The following is a 20,923-nucleotide window of genomic DNA, read 5'->3' as shown; positions in this document are numbered from 1 at the left end:
CTCACCGGTACGTGAGCGTGTCGGCGTCCAGGTGCGGGTGCTCGTTGAAGGTCAGCAGTCGCGACCCGGTAGACCCGACGACCACCCTGGTGATCGAGGTGTTGACCACCACGGTGTTGAAGCGCTGCCACAGGCGCGCCCGGCCGGCCGGGTCGGCCTCCGGGTCGGCCAGGGCCGCGCACACGACGGCGATCGCCCCGCCCGAGGTGACCACCACGGCGGTGCGACCTGGCCCGGCGGCGTCCGAGGCCCGGCCGAGCGCTCCGAGCACCCGGTCGGTGAATCCGGCGTAGGTCTCCTCGTGCGTCCCCTCGCCGGCGGTCCACCGCTCGGTGGCACGCTCGAAGAGCCGCTGGAAGGCACGACGGTCGTGCCCGGCGTCCGGCTCGGAGGGGCCGTCGTAGCCGGCAATGACCGAGAGGTGGTCGAACTCGTCCCAGTCGGGGTCGACCACCGAGCCGGCCAGGTCCCAGCCGGCCGCCTGCGCCATCGCCTCGAGGGTCTCGCGGTGGCGGCGCATGCCGCCGCGCACCAGCAGGCTCGGCGTCGCCTCCCGCTCGGAGACCCACGAGCCGAGCCGGGCGCCCTGGACCCAACCGGTCTCGGACAGGACGTCGTAGTCGTCGGTCCCGAAGGAGGCCTGGCCGTGGCGGACCAGCAGCACCAGGCCCATCAGTCGATCACTCCCGCGTCGCGCAGCAGACGCCGGCAGCGCTCCTCGAGCGCCGCGACCGCAGGCCCGAAGACGGCGTAGGCCTCGTTGGTGGTCTGCCCGTTCGCGTAGCGGTACCAGATCTGCTGGGCGATCACCGCCAGCCGGAACAGCCCGAACACCTCGTAGAACAGCCACGCCTCGGCCGGGAGCTCGCGACCGGTGCGGGCGCAGTAGCCCTCGACGAGCTGGGCGCGGGTCCACATGCCCGGCGTCGTGGTGGGCTGGCGCCGGAACTGCTGGAACAGGGGATCGTCGTCGGCCTCCACCCAGTAGGCCAGGGCGCTTCCCAGGTCCATGAACGGGTCGCCGACCGTCGCCATCTCCCAGTCGAGGACGGCCTCCACGGCGAGCGTGTCGGGGTCGAGCACCAGGTTGTCGAGCCGGTAGTCGTTGTGGATGAGCACCTGGCCGACGTCGGCGGGCTGGTGCACGGCGAGCCAGTCGGTGACGTCGGACCAGTCGCCGGTCTCGGCGGTGCGGGCGTCGGCGAACCGTCGGGTCCAGCCGCTCACCTGGCGGGCGACGTACCCGTCGCCCTTGCCGAGCCGCGCCAGCTCGGGCACGGCGGTGACGTCAACGCCGTGCAGTGCGACCAGGACGTCGAGGGCGTCCGCGCACAGGGCGTCGGTGGCGTCCGCGGCGATCGGGGTCGCGAAGTCGGTACGCGGGATCAGCCCCTCGACCCGCTCCATGACGTAGAACTGCGAGCCGATCACCGAGTCGTCCTGGCAGTGCCCGACCATCTCGGGTACGTAGGGGAAGACCGGGCGCAGCGCTCGCTGGACGTCGTACTCCCGGCCCATGTCGTGCGCGCCGCTGGCCCTCGTGCCCTGGGGCGGGCGGCGCAGGATCAGGTCGGGACCGGACTCGAAGCGCAGCAGGTAGGTGAGGTTGGAGGCACCTCCGGCGAACTGGCGCACCTCCTCGATGGGGCCGCGCCGCAACCACCGGGCCACGGCGGCGGCGTCGAAGGCGTCCTCGTCGCGGACCGGACGCGCCGGGTTGGGGTCCACCTGCCTGGTGGCGGTCGGCTTGGAGCTGGCCGCCTGGGGACCAGGAGAAGATGCGATGTGCACGCGGGCACGGTAACCGGCGGCGACCTCGCGTGGCAGGATCGTCCGCGTGCGTGGCGTACGTGGCGGGATCTGGCTGGCTGCGCTCGCCCTCGCGCTCGGCGCGACGACGGCCTGCGACGCCGACCTCCAGCAGGACGACGACCACCCGCCGCAGGTCGACGTCGTCCGGGCCGGACTGGTCGAGCGCTATGCCGACGGCGCGACCGGTGCCGCCGTCCGCGCCGAGGGCGAGTGCTTCGCCGACCACCTGCTCGACGCCGTCTCGCTCGAGGAGCTCGTGGGCGCCGAGGTCGTCGACGACAAAGGTCAGGTGAGCCCGGCGGCGCCGCTGCTCACCGTCGACGTCGCCGGCGCCTGGTTCGATGCCTTCGACGCCTGCGCCGACTACGCGACCACCGCGGCCCGCGCGATCACCGGCGTCGACCCGGCCGCCTTCAAGACCTGCTTCGACGCGGCCGTCCCCGCAGACGCCGTCCGCGCCGGCGTCATCGACACCCTCACCGGCCGCTCCGACACCGACGCGGCTCGTGCGCTCGGCGAGGCGCAGGCCACCTGTGCGGCGGCCTGACGGGGCCGGGATTTCCCCGGTCGACCGGGGAAGTATGAACTTGGGGGCCGATATCCCGCCCGACAAGTTCAGGGATAGGCCGCCCAGTCGGCTCCCGGGGAGGTCACTCAGTTTTTGAGGTCGATCACGATCCGCGAGGGGCCGGAGCGTGCCTTGGCGCGGAACGCGGTGCGCTCCTCGAGGCCGAGGAAGACCTGGGTGTAGCCCTCGAAGGGGCCGGCCGCCTCGACGTCGACCAGATCGCCGCCGGTGCGGACGTGCACCGGACGCTGGTGCCGGGTGAGCGGGGTGCCGGCGACGTCGACCTGGAGAATCGCGCCGCCCGCGACGTCGAGGACCTCACCACTGCCGTCGGCGACCGCCCGGCGGACGTAGTGCACCACCGCGCCGGGCCTCCCGTTCCCGCGGAACCTGATGACGATGCGGTCCCCGCCGCGGCGTTCGACGACGCGCACGCCCCGCAGGGCGAGGTCGTCGGCCGAACCGTGGAGGGTCTGGGGCGAGGTGCCATATCCCTCGGTGCGCGGTGCGGCCGGCTCGGCCGATGCGGCCGGTGCGGCCGGTGCGGCGACGCCGGACAGGGGGGCGGTCAGGAGGGCCGCGGCGAGCGCGGCGGCGATGGCGTGTCGTTGTCTCATGTCTGTGCCACGCACGAGCGCCTCATTGGGTTGTCATCACGCCGACACGGCGAGCACCACCCGCGCCCGCTCGGCCGGGTCGAGCCAGCCGCGGCGGGTGCGGAGGAGGCGCTCGGCCGACCAGGCGAGCATCGCGACCGCCGCCAGCAGCGCCAGGTCCCAGCGGCCGAGCTCGGCCAGCGCCGAGAACAGGATCCCGGTGCAGGTGGTGGTGAGGGCGAGCGTGAGGGCATAGGTCAGCATCACCGCGGGCGGCGCCGGCGTGGAACGGGCCGAGCGCAGGTCGACGGCGTACGGTGCACTCGCCGACCACCGCATCGCGGCGCCGACGACCTGGACGGTCACCACCACGAGGGTCGCGAGGAGCAGGACGACCTCGGTCGGCGACGGGATCCCGGCGCGCAGGCCGGCCACCACGAGCGTGCCGAGCGAGGCAAGGACGAGGAACTCGGCGAGCACGTAGGCCCGGGCGTCGAAGACGACGGCCGGTGAGACCGGGAGGCTCTCGCGCCACAGCGCACCCCGCTGGTCGAGGGACCACGCGTTGACGCCGTAGAGCAGCGCGCCGCCGGCCGCGACGAGGCCGGGGAGCACGGTCATCATCGACCACTCCAGGCCACCGAGCAGGGCGACCAGGGTGGGCCCGAGCGCCATCACGAAGAGGCCACGACGCATCGGCACCGCTCGCCAGACCGACCCGCGATCGATCCGCACCAGGGTCCCGAGGTCGCTGGCGGCGTCTCGGCGCGGCCGGAAGCTCTCGGCCTCCACCCGGGCCTCGTCGCGGGAGGGCCGCCGAGCCGCCAGGTGGGCCGGATAGGCGCCTGCGACGACGAGCACGATCGCGACGGCGAGCGTGCCCAGCAGCGTGACCAGCCAGCGGAGGGTGGGTCCCTCCTCGAGCATCGCGAGGAGCACCCAGCGGGTCGGCAGCCGGTCGAGCAGATCCACGAGCCGGTCGGTGAGGTGGAGCGCGACCACGCTCGCGCAGAGGACCAACGCCGCCAGGCGCACGGCGAGGATGCCGTGCCGGGTGCGGCGGATCGCCTCGAGGGCCCAGGCCAGCAGTTGCCCGAGTGCTGTGGCGGTGAGGATCCAGGCCACCGCGATGGCCTGGGCCCAGACGAGCCCGTCGAGCCCTACCGCGAACGCGGTGATGCCGAGCAGCAGCCAGCCCTGGACCAGCCAGGCGACGTTGAACGGGGCCAGGAGCAGCGCGCCGAGGTGGTCGGTCGTGGGGCTGATCGGATGGATCGCCGCGGGTTCTCTGGCGAGCAGCTCCCGGCCGCCCGCCGAGGACGCCGCCGCGACCGCGGCGAGCAGGACGAAGCCGGCGAGCACGGTGGGGAGCAGCAGGGTGACGTCGAAGGCGCGCCCGGCGCCGCCGGCGCCGTCCAGGTGGGCCGGGATCACCGCGGCGCCCACGGTGAGCACGCCGAAGAGCAGGGCGCCTGCCAGCAGCGGCCCCCAGCGCACCGAGGACACGCGGAAGCGCACCAGGTGCCCCACGTCGGCGACCGCCCGCCAGCGATCAGTCGAGGAGGCCGCGGTAGGCACGTGCTCCCTCCTCGCCGAGCATCTCGTCGGCCGGCACCGTCGCGACCCGCGCGCCGCCGCGCAGGACGCTGACCGTGGTGCACGCCTGCACCGCCAGCTCCCGCAGATGGGTCGAGACGATCACGCAGGCGCCGCGCGCCCGGGCGTCGCTGACGACCTCCAAGGTGGCCTCGACGCCGATCGGGTCGACGCCGTCGAAGGGCTCGTCGAGCAGCAGCACCTCGGGGTCGTGCCAGGCGGCGAGCACCACGCTGAGCCGGCGGCCCATCCCGTGGGAGAACCCGGCAGTGACCCGGTGCGCCACCTCGTCGAGCCCGAAACGCTCCAGCATCGTGCGGGCTCGCGGCTGCCAGTCGCGCATCCGGCGCAGCCGCGCCGCGAGCTGGAGGTGCTCCCAGGGCGTCGCCCGAGGCACCAGGCCGCCGACGTCGGGGCAGTAGCCGACGGCCTGCTTCACGCGCAGCGGGTGGGAGCGCACGTCCCATCCGGCCACCTGCACGAACCCCGACGTCGGTGGCACCACGCCTGCCAGGACCCGCATCGTCGTCGACTTCCCGGCACCGTTGCGTCCGAGCAGGGCCGCCGACTGTCCGGCCTCGGCGGTCAGGTCGACGCCGTCCACTGCGGCCACCGGGCCGAAGTGCACGCTCAGCGCTCGTACGTCGACGGAGGGATCGGCCACACGGCATTCTCTCCTGCGCTCGGAGCGGGGGTCAGCCGATCCCGGGGATCCTCGCCCGGATCGCTTACGGTGCGCCTGTGCAGGTTCCCTCGCTCCCGCTCGAGCCGCTCGATGTCCCGAGCGTCCAGACCATCGAGGGTGCGCACCTGTCGCCGTGGGAGCTCGGCCAGCTGCGGACCATCGGGCGTCCCAACCGGTACCTGCGCGGCGCCGTCTACGACGGCTCCGGGCGTCTGGTGGAGTCGTCGCAGAAGTTCGCGGTTCCGGGGCACCCGTGGGTGGCCGCGGATCCGTCCAACCTGCGGCTGGGCGGGCGGATGCGCGAGCACGCCGGCACGTGGCTGTACGGGGGGCACTGGATCCAGCACTTCGGGCACTTCCTGGTCGAGACCCTGACGACGTTGTGGCCCGACGTCCCCGGGCTCGACGGCCTCGTCTTCCACAAGTACCTGCGCGGCACGACCGAGCCGGAGCCGTGGATGCGCCGCCTCCTCGATCTGGCCGGCTTCGCGGACCTGCCGGTCTCGATCGTGGGCGCCCGCCGGGCAGCGCACGTCGAGCGCCTCGTCGTGCCGTCCCGGGCGGTCGTCGCCAACGGCTGGGGCCATCCGCAGGCGGCGGAGGTCTGGCGCCGCATCGCTGCACCGTTCGCGCCGACGCGGTCGCCGTCGGCTCGCATCTACCTCTCGCGTACCCGGTTCAACCAGGCGCGGCGCGCCGACGACCCCGGCCGCGACCGCTCCACCCCGGAGCGGGACCGCGCTCTCGACGCCCTCTTCGCCCGGGCCGGCTTCGACGTCGTCGCGCCGGAGCTGCTCTCGATCGACGACCAGATCAGGTGCATGGCCGGCGCCCGGATCGTCGCTGGGAGTTCGGGCTCGGCTCTCCACCTCACCGCACTCGCGCCTCCCGGGACAGCGGTGCTGGAGATCGGCGACAGCCGCAGCCCGCACCGACCCGTGCCGATGCAGCTGATCATCGACCACCTCCTCGAGCACCCTCACCAGTTCCTGCCCGCCACCGACGACCTCGACGCCGTCGAGCGGGCGGTGAGTCGGCTCCCCGGAGGTTGAGCAAGCCGTCCGGCTGAGGAACGTCCGGCCGCAGGAGCTGCGACGGGTGGAGGTTGAGCAAGCCGACGAGTGAGGAACGAACTCGTCGGCGCCGACGAAACCTCGCAACCGACCTCGCCAACGCTGGCAAGGACGGTTGCCGGGGTTTCGTCGGCGCTCGCTTGCGCTCGCTTGCTCAACCTCCGGCGGAGAGACGGGTCGAGACATGCACGACCCCGCCGCTCCCCCCGAAGCGACGGGGCCGTGCGCGGAGCCGGAGGGGTCCGGCTCCAGCTCAGGTGTTCTGCGGGAAGCCCAGGTTCAGGCCGCCGTGGCTGGGGTCGAGCCAGCGGGAGGTGACGGCCTTCTCGCGGGTGAAGAAGTCCATGCCGGCGGGGCCGTAGGCCTTGGAGTCGCCGAAGAGCGAGGCCTTCCAGCCGCCGAAGGAGTGGTAGGCGACCGGGACCGGGATCGGGACGTTGATGCCGATCATGCCGACCTCGACGTCCTGCTGGAAGCGGCGGGCGGCGCCGCCGTCGTTGGTGAAGATCGCGGTGCCGTTGCCGTACTGGCCGCTGTTGATCAGGGCCAGGCCCTCGTCGTAGGAGCCGACGCGGACGATCGAGAGCACGGGGCCGAAGATCTCGTCGGTGTAGACGGTCGAGGTGGTGCCGACGTTGTCGACGAGCGAGGGGCCGAGCCAGAAGCCGTCGGCGGCGCCGTCGGCCTCCACCCCTCGGCCGTCGACGACGACCGAGGCGCCGTCGTCGGTGGCGACGTCGAGGTAGCCGGCCACCTTGTCGCGGTGCTCCCGGGTGATGAGCGGCCCCATGTCGGCGCCCTTGCGGCCGTCGCCGGTGACGAGCTTGCCCATCCGCTCGGTGATCTTCTCGACGAGCGCATCGCCGACCGGGTCGACGGCGAGCAGCACCGAGACCGCCATGCACCGCTCCCCGGCGGAGCCGAAGCCGGCGTTGACGGCGGCGTCGGCGGCCAGGTCGAGATCGGCGTCGGGGAGCACCAGCATGTGGTTCTTCGCGCCGCCCAGTGCCTGCACGCGCTTGCCGTGCTTGGTTCCGGTCTCGTAGACGTACTGCGCGATCGGGGTCGAGCCGACGAACGAGATCGAGGCCACGTCGGGGTGCTCCAGGAGCGCGTCGACGGCCTCCTTGTCGCCGTGGACGACGTTGAACACGCCGTCGGGCAGGCCGGCCTCGGACAGGGCGGCGGCCAGCCAGTTGGCGACCGAGGGGTCCTTCTCCGAGGGCTTGAGCACGACGGTGTTGCCGGTCGCGATCGCCAGCGGGAAGAACCACATCGGCACCATGGCCGGGAAGTTGAACGGGCTGATGATGCCGACGACGCCGAGCGGCTCCTTGACGGAGTAGACGTCGACGCCGGTGGACACCGACTCCGAGTAGGCGCCCTTGTTGACCTGCGGCATGGCGCAGGCGAACTCGACGACCTCGATGCCGCGGGCGACCTCGCCGGCGGCGTCGCTGAGCACCTTGCCGTGCTCGGAGGTGAGCAGGGCGGCGAGCTCGTCGCGGCGGGAGTTGAGGATCTCGCGGAAGGCGAACATCACCGTCTGGCGCTTGGCGATCGAGGAGCGCCCCCAGCCGTCGGCGCCGGAGAAGGCCTCGCGGGCGGTCGCGACGGCGGCGTCGACGTCGGCGGCGGAGCCGAGCCGGACGTGCTTGGTCACCTCGCCGAGGGCCGGGTCGTAGACCGGGCCGGTGCGGTCGGAGTCGCCGGTGGCGGTGGCGCCGCCGATCCAGTGGTCGAGGACGGGCAGGTCAGACATCAAGAGACTTCCTTGTCGAGAACGGTGAACACTTCGTCATAGATCGCCATGGCTTCGGCGACCTCGTCGTCGGTGACCACACAGGGTGGGACGACGTGGATCCGGTTGTCGGCGGCGAACGGCACCAGGCCGCGCGCCATCGACTCCTTCTTGGCCAGCCCGATCAGGGCCGGCGAGATCGGTTCGCGGGTGTCGGGATCGGCCACCAGGTCCAGGGCCCAGAACACGCCGAGGCCGCGGACCTCGCCGATCACCGGGTGCTTGTCGGCGAGCTCGGCCAGTGCCGGGCCGATGGCCTCGGCGCCCACTCGCTTGGCGTTGGCCACGATGCCCTCGGACTCCATCGCGTCGAGCGCACCGACGATGGAGGCCGCCGCGAGCGGGTGCCCGGAGTAGGTGAGCCCGCCGGGGAAGACCGTCTCGTCGAAGTCGGCGGCGATCTCGTCGGAGATGATCACGCCCCCGACCGGCACGTAGCCGGAGTTGACGCCCTTGGCGAAGGTGATCAGGTCCGGTCCCGCGCCGTTCAGCTCCTCGAAGGCGTCCAGGGCCAGCCACTCCCCCGACCGGCCGAAGCCGGCCATCACCTCGTCGAGGATCATCACGATGCCGTGCTTGTCGCACAGCTCGCGGACGCCGGCGAGGTAGCCGGGCGGGGGCACGAGCACTCCCGCGGTGCCGGGGATGGTCTCGAGCAGCACTGCGGCGATGGAGGCCGGGCCCTCGCACTCGATCACCCGGCGCAGGTGCTGGAGGGCACGCTCGGTCTCCTCCTCCGGCGTGCTCGCCCAGAACTCGCTGCGGTAGAGGAACGGCCCGAAGAAGTGCACGTGCCCCCTGGCGTACTCGTTCGGCACGCGACGCCAGTCGCCGGTCGCCACGACCGCGGCGCCGGTGTTGCCGTGGTAGGAGCGGTAGGTCGAGAGCACCTTGTCGCGACCGGTGTGCAGGCGCGCCATCCGGATGGCGTTCTCGTTGGCGTCGGCGCCGCCGTTGGTGAAGAACACCTTGTTCATGCCGTCGGGCGCGCGGTCGGCGATCCGGCGCGCGGCCTCGCCGCGGGCGAGGTTGGCGGTGGCCGGCGCGATGGTGGCGAGCTTGCCGGCCTGCTCCTGGATCGCCGCGACCACAGCGGGGTGCTGGTGGCCGATGTTGACGTTCACCAGCTGGCTGGAGAAGTCGAGCCACTGGTTGCCCTCGTGGTCCCACACCCGGCTGCCGAGGCCGCCGGCGACGACGGCCGGATCGAGGGTCGCCTGGGCGGACCAGGAGTGGAACACGTGGGCCCGGTCGAGCTCCTTGGTCTGGGCGTCGAGGTCTTGTGTGGTCTCGCTCGCCGTCATCATCGGCCTCCTGCGGTGCTGGTGTCTCTGGTGGTTGTGAGGGGTGCTGGTCTGAGGGGTGCTGGTCGGGGCCGGCGAGCCGGCCCCGACCGGAATCAGTTGCCTCCGGCGTTGAGCGTGACCTCGACCGGCTCGTAGTCGGCACCGGTGGTGTCGACCTCGTCACCCAGCTCGTCGATCGCCTGCTGGATGTAGGTGTTGTCGTAGGAGCCCTCGGGCGGCTCGTTGGTGATGAGGTTCTGGCCCTGCTCGTTGACCGCCGACAGGGCGCCGTCGACGGTCTTCTGCCAAGCGGCCTCGTCGATGACGCCGATGCCGTTCTCGGCCGGCCAGATCAGCTTGTTGGTCTCGTTGGCCATCCACAGCTCGTGGCTCGGACCCCAGCTGGAGCCGGCGGCGATGGTGATGTCGGCGGCGTCCTGGACGTTGTCGCGGGCGAAGGCCCAGCCCTTGATGACTGCCTTGAGGAACTTGACCGTGCGCTCCTGGAACGCCTCGTCCTTCAGGCAGTTCGTGTCGGCCCAGATCGCGTCCTGCAGCATCGCACCTTCGGTGTCCTCGTAGCTGATGACGTTGAAGTCCTCGGGCTGGTAGAGCTCACCGGTGTCGGGGTTCTCCGACTCCAGCAGCTGGGCGTACTCGTTGTAGGTCATCGCCTGGGCGGCGTCGATGTCGCCTTGGAGGAAGGCGTTCATGTTGAAGTCCTGGGTCACGATCTCCACCGACTCCGAGTCGAGACCCTCGGCGGCCATGGCGGCGAAGATCTCCCACTCGTTGCCGAAGCCCCAGGAGCCGATCTTCTTGCCCTCGAAGTCGGCGACCGACTCGATGCCGGACTCCTTCATCGAGACCTGGAGGGTGCCCGAACGCTGGAAGATCTGGGCGATGTCGGTGAGCTCGGCTCCCTGCTCGATCGAGCCGAGCACCTTCGGAACCCACGCGATCGCGTAGTCGGCGTCGCCGTTGGCGACGGCGTCCTGCGGCACGATGTCGCCGCCGGAGGGCACGATCGTGACGTTGAGGCCCTCCTCCTCGAAGTAGCCCTGGTCGACGGCGGCGAAGTAGCCGGCGAACTGCGCCTGCGGAAGCCACTGCAGTTGCAGGGTCACGTCGTTGCCGGTGTTGCAGCCGCCGCCGCCGTTGCCGCCGGCGCTGCCGTCCTCGCCGTTGCCGTCGTCGCTCCCGCAACCGGCGAGCATGGCCGACGCGGTGAGCACCGTGACTGCGGCCGCGAGGGTGCGACGCATCGAGTTCCTCATGGGTGTCCCTTTCCAGTTGCGCAAATGGTGTTGAGCGGGGACCTCATCGGGTCCCCCCGGCCGGCAGTCGCCACTGCACGAGTCGTTCGAGCAGCACAGTGGCGACGTAGGCGACCAGTCCGAGCACGATGGCCGCCATGACGTACGCCCCGGCTCGGGCGTACGCGCTGGTGGCGGCGGAGGTGGAGATGAAGCTGCCGAGCCCCTTGCGGGGTCCGCCGAAGTACTCGGCGACCAGCGCGGAGATGACCGCCAGCGAGCTGGCGACCCGGATGCCGGTGAGGATGAACGGCGCGGCCGAGGGAAGCGTGAGTGACCGGAAGGTCTGCCACGGCGACGCCGAGTAGGAGTGCATGAGGTCGCGGTGCTGTGGCGTGGTCTGCCGCAGCCCGCGCACGGTGTTGACGTAGACCGGGACGAACGCGGCGATCGCGGCGATCGCGCGGCGGCCGTACTGGCTGTCGGCGCCGTACATCGAGTTGAGCACCGGCGCGAGGGCGACGATCGGGATGACCGCGAGTCCGGCCACCACGAAGGCCAGCATCCCGTCGATCAGCCGCGCCCAGGCCGCGAGTGCGGCCAGGACGATGCCGACGACGGTGCCGAACACCAGGCCGTAGAGGGCGTTGGTGCCGGTGATCCAGAACGCCTCGCGGATCGCGGTGCTGTTGTCCTGCCACTCCTGCCAGATCTGCTCGGGCCCAGGCAGCAGGACCGGCGAGACCTTCACGACCGTGACGAGGAACTGCCACAGGGCAAGGCCGAGCGCCCCGACGACGACGGGGGCGACGATCTTGCCGATCCGCTCGGTGGCAGGTGCGCTCACCGCTCCTCCGCTCCGCCGGACGCGGGGGCGCCATGCAGCGCCTCGCGCACCTCGGTGACCTTGGCGAAGAAGGCGGGGTCCTCCCGCAGGCTCTGGTCGCGGGTCACCTCGCGTGCGATCCCGGTGACGATCTGGCCGGTGATCCGGCCGGGCCGCGCGGACATCACCACGACCCGGTCGGCCAGGAAGACGGCCTCCGGGATGGAGTGGGTCACGAAGATGACCGCGGCTCCGGTCTCCTGGGCGATCCGCGCCAGCTCGGCCTGCATCCGCTCGCGGGTCATCTCGTCGAGGGCGCCGAACGGCTCGTCCATGAGCAGCAGGCGGGGTCGTTCGGCCAGCGAGCGGGCGATCGCCACGCGCTGCTGCATGCCACCGGAGAGCTGGTCGGGGTGCGACTTGGCGAAGTCGCCGAGACCGACCAGCTCGACCAGCTCGGCGACCCGGCTCTTGCGCTCGGCGCGCGAGGCCCCGTGCAGCTCGAGCGGGAGTCCGATGTTGCCGGACACGGTGCGCCAGGGAAGCAGGCCGGCCTGTTGGAAGGCGATGCCGTAGTCCTGGTCCTTGCGGGCCTGGGTGGCGGTCTTGCCGAAGACCTCGATGCTGCCGTCGCTGGGCTGCTCGAGGTCGGCCACCAGCCGCATCAGGGTCGACTTGCCGCAGCCGGAGGGGCCGATCAGCGCGACGAACTCGCCCGAGGGGACGGTGAGGTCGACCTCGGAGAGAGCGGTCACCTGGTTCTTGCGGCTGCCGAAGGTCTTGGTGACCCCCCTGACGCGGACGGCGTCGACGCTGCCGAACGGCGTCGGCGCGGGACCGGGCCGGCCGGACCGGCTGGGCTGGTCGGCGTCGACGGCAGGGTCGGTGCCGGCGTCGGCGTTCTTGGCCAGGCTGGGCGGGGTGTCACTCATGAGGCTTCTCCACGTCGGTAGGTGCGCATGGTCAGTCCGAGCAGCGCGACGAAGCCGCCCGCGATCAACCCGAGCGCGATCGCGCCGAGGATCGGGGCGTAGGCCTTCGCCGGGTCGCCACTGGCCTGTCCTGCGTAGGTGATGATCATCCGTCCGATGCCGTCGGGATAGGCGATCGAGACCTCCGCCACGACCGTGCCCACCACGGCGCCCGCGGCGCCGAGCCGCAAAGCGGGCAGCAGGTACGGGACGGCGGCGGGCAGCCGCACGCGGCGCAGCGTCGACCACCAGCCGGCGTTGTAGGTGTGCATCAGCTCGGTGTGGATGCGCTGGGAGGCCTGGAGCCCGCGCAGGGCGCCGACCGCTACCGGGAAGAACGCGAGGTAGCTGGCGATCAACGCCACCGACATCCACGGCTCCCACTGCCAGCTGCCGATCGTGAACTTCGCGCCCCAGCTGCGCACCATCGGGGCGAAGGCGATCAACGGGACGGTCTGGCTCAGCACGATCCACGGCAGCAGACCCCACTCGGCCACCTTCAGGCGCGCCATCAGCAGGGCGAGCAGCAGCCCGATCACGGTGCCGATCAGCCAGCCGGCGGCGGCGATCTTGAGAGAGACGACGACGGCGTCCATCACCACCCGCCACAGCGGCTCGGCGCCGGGCAGGCTGGTGACCGGCTCCCCGAGTCGTTTCACGATGTCCCACACGTGCGGCATCGTCAGGTCGCTCGAGCGCGGGAGCACTCGGGTCTTGCCGATCAGCACGCCCTTCTCGGGCGCCACGGCCTTGTAGCCCTCCCACAGCCCGGCCACGGCCACCAGGCCGAGGATGCCGAGCAGCACCGCGCGGACCGCCGGCCAGGCACCCGAGACCGCGCTGGCGCGGATCGCGGAGAGTCCGGGCGCCGCGGTCTGCTGGGCGGTAGTCGTCGAGGTCACCCGTCAGGCCTTCGCGGTCACGTGCTCGCGCAGCGCCGGGATGATGGTCTCGCCGTACTGCCGCAGCGTCTCCTCCTTGTTGTCGTGCTGGAGGTAGACCGCGAACTGGTCGACGCCGATCGCCTTGAGCTCCTCGAGCTTGGCGATGTGGTCCTCGGGGGTGCCGAGGATGCAGAACCGGTCGACGATCTCGTCGGGCACGAAGTCGACGTGGTCGTTGTCGGCCTTGCCGTGGGTGTTGTAGTCGTAGCCCTCGCGGCCCTTGATGTAGTCGGTCAGCGCCTGCGGGATGTCGCCGCCCTCGCCGTACTTGGCGACGATGTCGGCGACGTGGTTGCCGACCATCCCGCCGAACCAGCGGCACTGCTCGCGCATGTGCTGGAGCGACTCCGGGCTGCCGTCGCCGACGTAGGCCGGTGCGGCGACGCAGAAGGTGATCGCGTCGGGGTCGCGTCCGGCGTCCTCGGCGGCCTTGCGGACCGCGCCGATCATCCACCTGGCGATGTCGACGTCGGCGAGCTGGAGGATGAAGCCGTCCCCGACCTCGCCGGTGGTCTTGAGCGCCAGCGGTCCGTACGCCGCGATCCACACCTCGAGCTCGGAGGAGCGTGCCCAGGGGAACTGCAGCGTGGTGCCGTTGACCTCGACCGGCCGGCAGTTCGCGAGCTCACGGATCACGTGGGTGGCCTCGCGGACCTCCTTGAGCGTGGTCGGCTTGCCGTTGAGCACCCGGACCGCCGAGTCGCCGCGGCCGATGCCGCACACGGTCCGGTTGCCGTACATCTCGTTGAGGGTGGCGTAGACCGAGGCGGTGACGGTCCAGTCGCGGGTCGCGGGGTTGGTGACCATCGGGCCGACGATCACCCGGTTGGTCTCGGCGAGGATCGCTGAGTAGATGACGTAGGGCTCCTGCCACAGCAGGTGGGAGTCGAAGGTCCACACGTAGTCGAACCCGTGCTCCTCGGCCCGCTTGGCCAGACCGACGGTGCGCCACGCGGGCGGGTTGGTCTGGAGGACGACGCCGAAGTCCATGGTGTGCCTTTCGGAGGTTGAGCCTGACGAAACCGTTGAGCCTGACGAAACCGATCCGAGATCAGGTGAGGTACTGGGTGAGACCGCGCTTGAGGAACTTGCCGTGGCCCGCGCGACCGTGGAACTCGCCGTCGGAGACCACCACGTCGCCGCGGCTGACGACGACGTCGACGTGGCCGTCGATCTCGAAGCCCTCCCAGGCGGAGTGGTCCATGTTCATGTGGTGGGTCTTGTCGACGCCGATGGACGTGTGCCCGTTGGGGTCGTAGACGACGATGTCGGCATCGGCTCCGGGTGCGATGACGCCCTTGGTGCCGTAGAGACCGAACATCCGCGCCGGCGTCGTGGAGGTGAGCTCCACCCAGCGCTCGAGGCTGATCTCGCCGGTGACGACGCCCTGGTACATCAGGTCCATCCGGTGCTCGATCGAGCCGATGCCGTTGGGGATGGCCCGGAAGTCGCCCTTGCCGAGCTCCTTCTGGTCCTTCATGCAGAAGGGGCAGTGGTCGGTGGAGACCATCTGGAGGTCGTTGGTGCGCAGGCCCTGCCACATGGCGTTCTGGTGGCCCTCCTCGCGCGAGCGCAGCGGCGTCGAGCAGACCCACTTGGCGCCCTCGAACTCACCCCAGGTCCGGTCGCCGGTGGCGCCGAGCTGCTCCTCCAGCGACAGGTAGAGGTACTGCGGACAGGTCTCGCCGAAGACGTTCTTCCCGCGGTCACGCGCGGCCGCGATCTGGTCGACGGCCTGCTTGGCGCTCACGTGGACGACGTAGAGCGGCGACTCGGTGAGGTCGGCCAGCATGATCGCGCGGTGGGTGGCCTCCTCCTCCATCTGCCAGGCGCGGGCGATGCCGTGGAAGTAGGGGGTGGTCTTGCCCTGGTCGTAGAGCTGCTGGGCCAGGACGTCGATGGCCGGACCGTTCTCGGCGTGCATCATCGTGAGCAGGCCGAGCTCGGCGGCCTTCTGCATGGCCTTGAGGATCTGGGCGTCGTCGGAGTAGAAGACGCCGGGGTAGGCCATGAACAGCTTGTAGCTGGTGATGCCCTCGTCGATCAGGGTCTCCATCGCCTTGAGCGACTGCTCGTCGACGCCGCCGATGATCTGGTGGAAGCCGTAGTCGACCGCGCAGTTGCCGCGAGCCTTCTCGTGCCAGGCCTCCAGGCCGCTCTCAACCGTCTCGCCGGTCTTCTGCACCGCGAAGTCGATGATGCTGGTGGTTCCGCCCCAGGCGGCGGCGGTGGTGCCGGTCTCGAAGGTGTCACTGGCCTCGGTGCCGCCGAAGGGCAGCTGCATGTGCGTGTGGGCATCGATGCCGCCGGGGATGACGTACTTGCCGGTGGCGTCGATGACCCGGTCGACACTGGATCCGAGGTCGGTACCGAGCAAGTTCGAGCCGGGCTCGAGGACCGCGACGATCTTCTCGCCGTCGACCAGCACGTCGGCCTCGGTGCGGCCGGTGGAGCTGACGACGGTGCCTCCGGTGATCAGGAGCGTGCTCATGCGGGTGTTGCCTCCTTACGGGTCAGGCAAGTCAGGGCTTGGCGATCTGCGTGTAGGAGTCCGGTCGGCGATCGCGGTAGAACTGCCAGTCGTCGCGCATCTGCTGGACCATGTCCATGTCGAGGTCACGCACCAGGAGCTCCTCGTGTTCCGAGGAGCCCCGCTCGCCGACGAAGTTGCCGCGCGGGTCGATGACCTGGCTGGTGCCGTAGAAGTCGACGGCGAGATCGCCGTACTCGTTGTCCTCACGACCCACCCGGTTGGGCTGGAGCACGAAGTAGCCGTTGGCGACGGCGGCGCAGGGCCCCTCGACCTCCCAGAGCCGGTTGGAGAGCCCGGGCTTGGTGGCGTTGGGGTTGAACACCATGTGGGCGCCGTTCAGGCCGAGCTCTCGCCACCCCTCGGGGAAGTGCCGGTCGTAGCAGATGTAGGTGCCCACCTTGCCGACCGCGGTGTCGAAGACCGGGTAGCCGACGTTGCCGGGCCGGAAGTAGAACTTCTCCCAGAACCGGTCGAGGTGCGGCAGGTGGTGCTTGCGGTACTTGCCGAGGATGGTGCCGTCGGCGTCGACCACGACGGTGGTGTTGTAGTAGACGCCGGTCTGGTCCTCCTCGTAGATGGGGAGGACGTGGACCATGCCGAGCTCCTTGGCGAGGTCGGCGAAGCGCTGCACGATCGGGCCGTCGGCCTGCTCGGCGTAGCGGTAGTACTTCTGGTCCTGGGTGATCCCGAAGTAGGGCCCGTAGAAGAGCTCCTGGTAGCAGATGACCTGTGCCCCCTGCTCGGCCGCGTCGCGGGAGAACTGCTCGTGCTTGTCGAGCATCGACTCCTTGTCACCGGTCCAGGTGGTCTGGCTGATGGCGGCCTTCACGATCGTCAACGGGTCCTCCGCGGGCTCGGGTCGGGTGGATTTTCTGGGCGGCTCACGCCCGGTTCATGCTCCGAGAGTTCTGTTATCTTGTGGGCTGAACATTTCGCGCTCATTACGCTCATGTCAAGGATCTGGCGTGGACTTCTCCGAACTAGATGAGCGGACTCCGCGGGCGATCGCCGGTGCCGTCAGCCGGGCCGTCCGTTCCGGAGACCTCGCCCCCGGCGCCCGGCTGCCGACCGTGCGCGACGTCGCGGCCGATCTCGGCGTGTCGCCGGCGACGGTGAGCGCGGCCTGGCAGGCACTGCGCCGCACCGGCCTGGTCGTCTCCCGCGGCCGCGCCGGCACGTTCGTCCGCGACACCCCCACCGCGTGGCTCAGCCCCCGAGTGCGCGGGCTGGTCGGCGCCGGACCGGAGCGTCTGCCGTTCGACCTCTCGCGAGGCATCCCGGATCCGGCACTCCTGCCGTCTCTCGGGCCGGCTCTGGCGCGGGTGTCCGCGCGCGCCGCCACGCTCGCCTACCACGAGGAGCCGGTGCTTCCCGCGCTGCGCGAGACACTCGCGGCCACCTGGCCCTATCCGGCCGAGTCGATCACCGTCGTCAACGGCGCCACCGACGCGGTCGGTCGTACCTTGGAGCAGCTGGTCTCCTACGGCGACCGCGTGGTGCTGGAGTCTCCGGGCTTCCCGCCGTTCTTCGACCTCGTGGAGGCACTCGGCGCCGAGGTGGTGCCGGTCGCCGTGGACGCCGAGGGGCTGCGGGTCGACGCGCTGCGCCGCGCGCTCGCGACACGGCCGGTCGCCGTCGTGCTCCAGCCGCGGGCGCACAACCCCACCGGGGCGGCGATGACGCCCGAGCGCGCACAGGCCCTGGCGTCAACCCTCCGCCGCCGCCGCGCTGCCCGGGAGGTGGTGCCCTGGATCATCGAGGACGACCACTCCGGCGCGATCTCGGTGACCCCCGACGTCACCCTCGGCACCTGGCTCCCCGACCGCGTCGTCCACGTACGGTCCTACTCCAAGTCACACGGCCCCGACCTGCGCATCGCCGCGGTGGGCGGCCCCGCCTCGCTCATCGACCGCGTCGTCGCGCGCCGCATGCTGGGACCGTCGTGGACCTCGCGGATGCTCCAGTCGATCCTGCTCGACCTGCTCACCAGCCCCGACTCCGCCGAGGAGGTCTCCCAGGCCCGCCGCCACTACGTCGGTCGCCAGCACGCGATCACCACCGCGCTGCGTGAGCATGGCGTGGTGCTGCCCCCGCCCGACGGGATCAACCTGTGGCTTCCGGTCGCCGACGTCGCCGCGGCCTCGGTCCAACTCGCCGCAGCGGGCATCCGCGTGGCGACCGGCTCGGCCTTCCTCGCCGACCCCGACCACGCCGTCGACTCCCACCTGCGGGTCACCACCGGCCTGGTCACTCCGGCCGATGCTCCGCACGTGGCGGCCGAGCTGGCCGCCGCCGCCCGGGCGCAGTAGTGCGGTCCGGCCGGCGGCCTGCCGGTCAGCCGGTCTGCCACCAGTCGGCGTCGACGCGCCGGAAGGTGTTGGTCGCACAGTGGATCTCGCCGTCGTTGCGGTGGTAGAAGTCGTCGGCGACCCAGGTGGTCTTGAACCCTGCCTCTGCGTAGACATCGCGCACCGCGTCGGCGAAGAGCTCCCGCCCTGCCACGCGCGGCCCCTTCTGCCGCGGCACCACCACGCGGTCGTCGTCGAGCACCACGCCGTTGACGGCGTCGGCGATCACCGCGCTCAGCGGCGAGATGCGCGGCGTCCCGGCCTCGTGGCCCCAGTCGAGCTCGATCGAGCCGAACAGGGTCGGGACGCGCACGACGTCAGCCTCGGTGATCCCGGTCTCGCGCTCGAGCACCCGCAGGTTGGCCTCGACGCGACGTGAGGCCATCTTGTTCTCGGCCACCAGCACCCGGTCGGGGTCGTCGAGGTACTCGTCGATCGTGGTGAGCCGGGTGTAGCCGAGCTTCTTGGGGAATAGGCGGACGTCGCCATGACCGGCCGCGCTGGCGTCCCGGAGAAGCTGCAGGCCGGCCGCCGGGTCGGCGATCGCGACCTTCCACCCTCGCTCGTTGTCGGCCGGCAGGAACTGGATCGACTCGTCGATGTGCTCGACGAACGTCCAGCCGGCGTCGAGCACGAGGGGTGCCTGGCCGTTGGCGCGCAGCAGCCGCAGCAGCGACGGCGCGGGACGCTCCTTGTCGCGCGGGTCGGCACCGAGCAGGGCGCGGCCGTGGGGGTAGCTCTTGCCCTTCCAGGTGTAGGGCGGGATCGTCTCGAGGTTGCCCATCGAGCTCAGGGTCTGACCCGATCCGTCGCCGCCCGAGGCGTCCTGGCGCACGCGGATCACCGCGGAGTCGACGCCGCGGAAGCGGCGGTACAGCTCGCGGGCGCCGTAGCGCCACGACTGCGGCGAGCGCAGCAGGACGCGCATCGTGTGCGCCTTCCCGCCGGCGCCCGGCATCGAGGTGAACATCTGCTCGAAGTGGTCCTGCGGGAAGATCTCCCCACCCCGCAGCCGGATGGCCGGCCGCAGCCCGGCGGACTTGGACACCTGGTCGATGCGCGTGGCCATCCGCTGAGAGGCCTTGACGGCCTTGGGCGCCGACCACTTCTTGGCCGCCTTCTTCCCCACGAGCGAGACGAGGATCCGCTGGACCGGCTCGGTGTGGTTGCTGGTCAGCACCGGCGCCTGGAACAGGCTCACCGAGTCCGTGGACGTCGTCCCCGCGTCGTTGACGGTGACGGTGACGGTGGCGCGGCCGTTCCAGCCCTTCGCGGCCCGGCGCACGTCGCGGCCCTCGATGCCCAGCTCGAGGCCGGACCGGAGCAGCGCCGCGGACACGGTGCCCTTCGCCCCGAGGTAGCGCCAGGATGAGCCGTCGCGGACGAACAGGTTCGCGCGGTCGCGACTCGCGGCGTCCAGGCTCACCTGCCCCTGAGCGGCGTCACCGATCTCGGCCATCGGCACCGACTTGATGCGTGCGAGGTCGAGCTCGTCGGCGGAGCCGTTGACCCGCTTGTCGGCGCCGTCGTAGCAGGTGGCCAGCTGCGCCAGGGTGAGCGGGTCGCCGCCCGCGCCGGTCATCTTGCAGCGACGCGCGTCGTCGTCGAGGTTGGCCAGGAAGAGCGCCCCGCGGTCGCGCGTGGCCGGGACCGTCGTGCCGTCGGCGCTGCCGTCGTCGAGCGAGACGACGCCGTCCCGGTCGACGTCGACGCGCAGGTCGATCGCGTTCGGCTCCGCAGCCGACGCCGGACCGGCCACACTCCACGCGAGGGGTGCGGGGAGGGTAAGCGGGAGCAGCAGCGACAGGGCGATCCGGCGACGTCGGCGCACGGAGTCGGTGGGGCCGGGACGAGGCGATTCGGGGCGAGACATGCCCGCGAGCCTAGGTACCGAGAGCGGCGAAAGCCCAGCGGTTGAGGGGGAATGTGAGAAGGTCGTTCGCTGACAACCGAACCGCCCTCCGCGGAGTTGTCCGCGTCGTTCCGCAGCGGCTGGCACTCGGAGGTTGAGCAAGCCGGGCGGGCGAGGAACGAGCCCGCCTGACAGTCGGCCGCCGACGAAACCTCGCAACCGACCTCGGAAACCGGCGTGTCCACAGCCGCCGGATCGACGCTGTTCCGGAAGCGCCGCCTCCCGTAGAGTTCGCTCACTCGGCTCGACCCCCCGGGCTCGACTCAAGGGACGACCCGATGCCGATCTGCTCGATTACCGGGGAAGTGCGGCACGTGCTCCGCACTTGGCTCCGGAGGACATGATGCACACCGAGGCGCCGGACGAGACTCGGACCACGCGAGGTCCGACTGCTCTGGCTGCCCTTGCCGGCCTCGTCGTCGGCGCGGTGCTCGCCGCGGCCGGCGTCGCGTTGATGCTCGGGCACGACGAGACGGGAGTGGAGGTCGAGTCGGAGTTCACGACGACGGTGACGACCGTCGGCCCTCGGAGCATCTGCGTCGAGCGCACACACGACACATGTGGTGTTCCGCTCCTTGTTCCCGAGTACGACATCAAGGTCGGCGACCGCGTCACGGTCACCGAGGTCTGGCTCGACTACGAGGGCATCGACAGCCTCGGCTTCTACATCCGACCAGCGGCCGACTGACGCCCTACCGGGTTGGGACTGCGCGACC

General features: G+C 71.2%; 19 protein-coding genes. 4 read left to right on the top strand and 15 right to left on the bottom strand.

Going from position 1 to position 20,923, the window contains the following annotated elements:
* Nucleotide 1 precedes the first annotated feature (1 nt).
* Complete coding sequence (locus WMR31_RS11685; protein ID WP_340539003.1) at nt 2-673, bottom strand: histidine phosphatase family protein; 672 nt, start codon at nt 671-673, stop codon at nt 2-4.
* A complete protein-coding gene (locus WMR31_RS11680) occupies nt 673-1,791 on the bottom strand; it encodes a phosphotransferase family protein (protein ID WP_340539002.1) in 1,119 nt (372 codons plus the stop codon). Before WMR31_RS11680 ends, WMR31_RS11685 begins: the two co-directional genes overlap by 1 nt.
* Before the next feature lie 46 nt (nt 1,792-1,837).
* Here WMR31_RS11680 and WMR31_RS11675 point away from each other — a divergent pair, with 46 nt between their 5' ends.
* A complete protein-coding gene (locus tag WMR31_RS11675) occupies nt 1,838-2,359 on the top strand; it encodes a hypothetical protein (RefSeq protein ID WP_340539001.1) in 522 nt (173 codons plus the stop codon).
* A gap of 107 nt (nt 2,360-2,466) precedes the next feature.
* Here the strand turns inward: WMR31_RS11675 and WMR31_RS11670 are convergent, their stop codons facing one another.
* Genes WMR31_RS11670 through WMR31_RS11660 form a run of 3 tightly spaced genes read right to left on the bottom strand, consistent with a single transcriptional unit; the run spans nt 2,467 to nt 5,236 of the window.
* Complete coding sequence (locus tag WMR31_RS11670; protein ID WP_340539000.1) at nt 2,467-2,997, bottom strand: AMIN-like domain-containing (lipo)protein; 531 nt, start codon at nt 2,995-2,997, stop codon at nt 2,467-2,469.
* A 36-nt stretch (nt 2,998-3,033) separates the two neighbouring features.
* Nucleotides 3,034-4,554 (bottom strand): hypothetical protein, encoded by a 1,521-nt coding sequence (locus WMR31_RS11665; protein ID WP_340538999.1) that lies wholly within the window; start codon nt 4,552-4,554, stop codon nt 3,034-3,036.
* Complete coding sequence (locus WMR31_RS11660; RefSeq protein WP_340538998.1) at nt 4,529-5,236, bottom strand: ABC transporter ATP-binding protein; 708 nt, start codon at nt 5,234-5,236, stop codon at nt 4,529-4,531. The genes WMR31_RS11665 and WMR31_RS11660 overlap by 26 nt, the downstream gene beginning before the upstream one ends.
* 77 nt (nt 5,237-5,313) lie before the next feature.
* Here WMR31_RS11660 and WMR31_RS11655 point away from each other — a divergent pair, with 77 nt between their 5' ends.
* A complete protein-coding gene (locus tag WMR31_RS11655) occupies nt 5,314-6,309 on the top strand; it encodes a glycosyltransferase family 61 protein (protein WP_340538997.1) in 996 nt (331 codons plus the stop codon).
* Nucleotides 6,310-6,583: 274 nt separating this feature from the next.
* Here WMR31_RS11655 and WMR31_RS11650 read toward each other — a convergent pair whose 3' ends face one another.
* The 9 genes from WMR31_RS11650 to WMR31_RS11610 all read right to left on the bottom strand — a co-directional run bounded on the left by WMR31_RS11650 (nt 6,584) and on the right by WMR31_RS11610 (nt 16,776).
* Nucleotides 6,584-8,092, bottom strand: coding sequence for a CoA-acylating methylmalonate-semialdehyde dehydrogenase (locus WMR31_RS11650; RefSeq protein WP_340538996.1), 1,509 nt, complete (start codon nt 8,090-8,092; stop codon nt 6,584-6,586).
* The gene (locus WMR31_RS11645; RefSeq protein WP_340538995.1) at nt 8,092-9,435 is read right to left on the bottom strand and encodes an aspartate aminotransferase family protein; all 1,344 of its coding nucleotides are present in this window, start codon (nt 9,433-9,435) and stop codon (nt 8,092-8,094) included. The genes WMR31_RS11650 and WMR31_RS11645 overlap by 1 nt, the downstream gene beginning before the upstream one ends.
* Nucleotides 9,436-9,530: 95 nt before the next feature.
* Nucleotides 9,531-10,694: an ABC transporter substrate-binding protein gene (locus WMR31_RS11640; protein ID WP_340538994.1), complete on the bottom strand. Its 1,164-nt coding sequence runs from the start codon at nt 10,692-10,694 to the stop codon at nt 9,531-9,533.
* A gap of 43 nt (nt 10,695-10,737) precedes the next feature.
* Nucleotides 10,738-11,520 (bottom strand): ABC transporter permease, encoded by a 783-nt coding sequence (locus tag WMR31_RS11635; RefSeq protein WP_340538993.1) that lies wholly within the window; start codon nt 11,518-11,520, stop codon nt 10,738-10,740.
* A complete protein-coding gene (locus tag WMR31_RS11630; protein ID WP_340538992.1) occupies nt 11,517-12,431 on the bottom strand; it encodes an ABC transporter ATP-binding protein in 915 nt (304 codons plus the stop codon). The genes WMR31_RS11635 and WMR31_RS11630 overlap by 4 nt, the downstream gene beginning before the upstream one ends.
* A complete protein-coding gene (locus WMR31_RS11625) occupies nt 12,428-13,372 on the bottom strand; it encodes an ABC transporter permease (RefSeq protein ID WP_340538991.1) in 945 nt (314 codons plus the stop codon). The genes WMR31_RS11630 and WMR31_RS11625 overlap by 4 nt, the downstream gene beginning before the upstream one ends.
* Before the next feature lie 3 nt (nt 13,373-13,375).
* The gene (locus WMR31_RS11620; protein WP_340538990.1) at nt 13,376-14,404 is read right to left on the bottom strand and encodes a TIGR03842 family LLM class F420-dependent oxidoreductase; all 1,029 of its coding nucleotides are present in this window, start codon (nt 14,402-14,404) and stop codon (nt 13,376-13,378) included.
* A gap of 61 nt (nt 14,405-14,465) precedes the next feature.
* Complete coding sequence (gene hydA, locus WMR31_RS11615; protein ID WP_340538989.1) at nt 14,466-15,905, bottom strand: dihydropyrimidinase; 1,440 nt, start codon at nt 15,903-15,905, stop codon at nt 14,466-14,468.
* Between the two features lie 31 nt (nt 15,906-15,936).
* Nucleotides 15,937-16,776, bottom strand: a complete 840-nt coding sequence (locus tag WMR31_RS11610; protein WP_445321628.1) for a nitrilase-related carbon-nitrogen hydrolase — start codon at nt 16,774-16,776, stop codon at nt 15,937-15,939.
* Between the two features lie 136 nt (nt 16,777-16,912).
* Here WMR31_RS11610 and WMR31_RS11605 point away from each other — a divergent pair, with 136 nt between their 5' ends.
* Nucleotides 16,913-18,256 carry an aminotransferase-like domain-containing protein gene (locus tag WMR31_RS11605; RefSeq protein WP_340538987.1) on the top strand — a complete coding sequence of 448 codons (1,344 nt, stop codon included), beginning with the start codon at nt 16,913-16,915 and terminating at the stop codon, nt 18,254-18,256.
* A gap of 25 nt (nt 18,257-18,281) precedes the next feature.
* Here WMR31_RS11605 and WMR31_RS11600 read toward each other — a convergent pair whose 3' ends face one another.
* Nucleotides 18,282-20,168 carry a protein-arginine deiminase family protein gene (locus tag WMR31_RS11600; RefSeq protein ID WP_340538986.1) on the bottom strand — a complete coding sequence of 629 codons (1,887 nt, stop codon included), beginning with the start codon at nt 20,166-20,168 and terminating at the stop codon, nt 18,282-18,284.
* A gap of 379 nt (nt 20,169-20,547) precedes the next feature.
* Between WMR31_RS11600 and WMR31_RS11595 the strand changes: the two genes are divergently transcribed.
* A complete protein-coding gene (locus WMR31_RS11595; RefSeq protein WP_340538985.1) occupies nt 20,548-20,895 on the top strand; it encodes a hypothetical protein in 348 nt (115 codons plus the stop codon).
* The last annotated feature ends 28 nt before the right edge of the window (nt 20,896-20,923 follow it).

The sequence above is a fragment of the Nocardioides epinepheli genome (genome assembly GCF_037936805.1).
Taxonomy (GTDB): Bacteria; Actinomycetota; Actinomycetes; order Propionibacteriales; family Nocardioidaceae; genus Nocardioides.
Note: the sequence above shows the minus strand (reverse complement) of the source record. Positions and strands in the feature narration are given on the sequence as shown.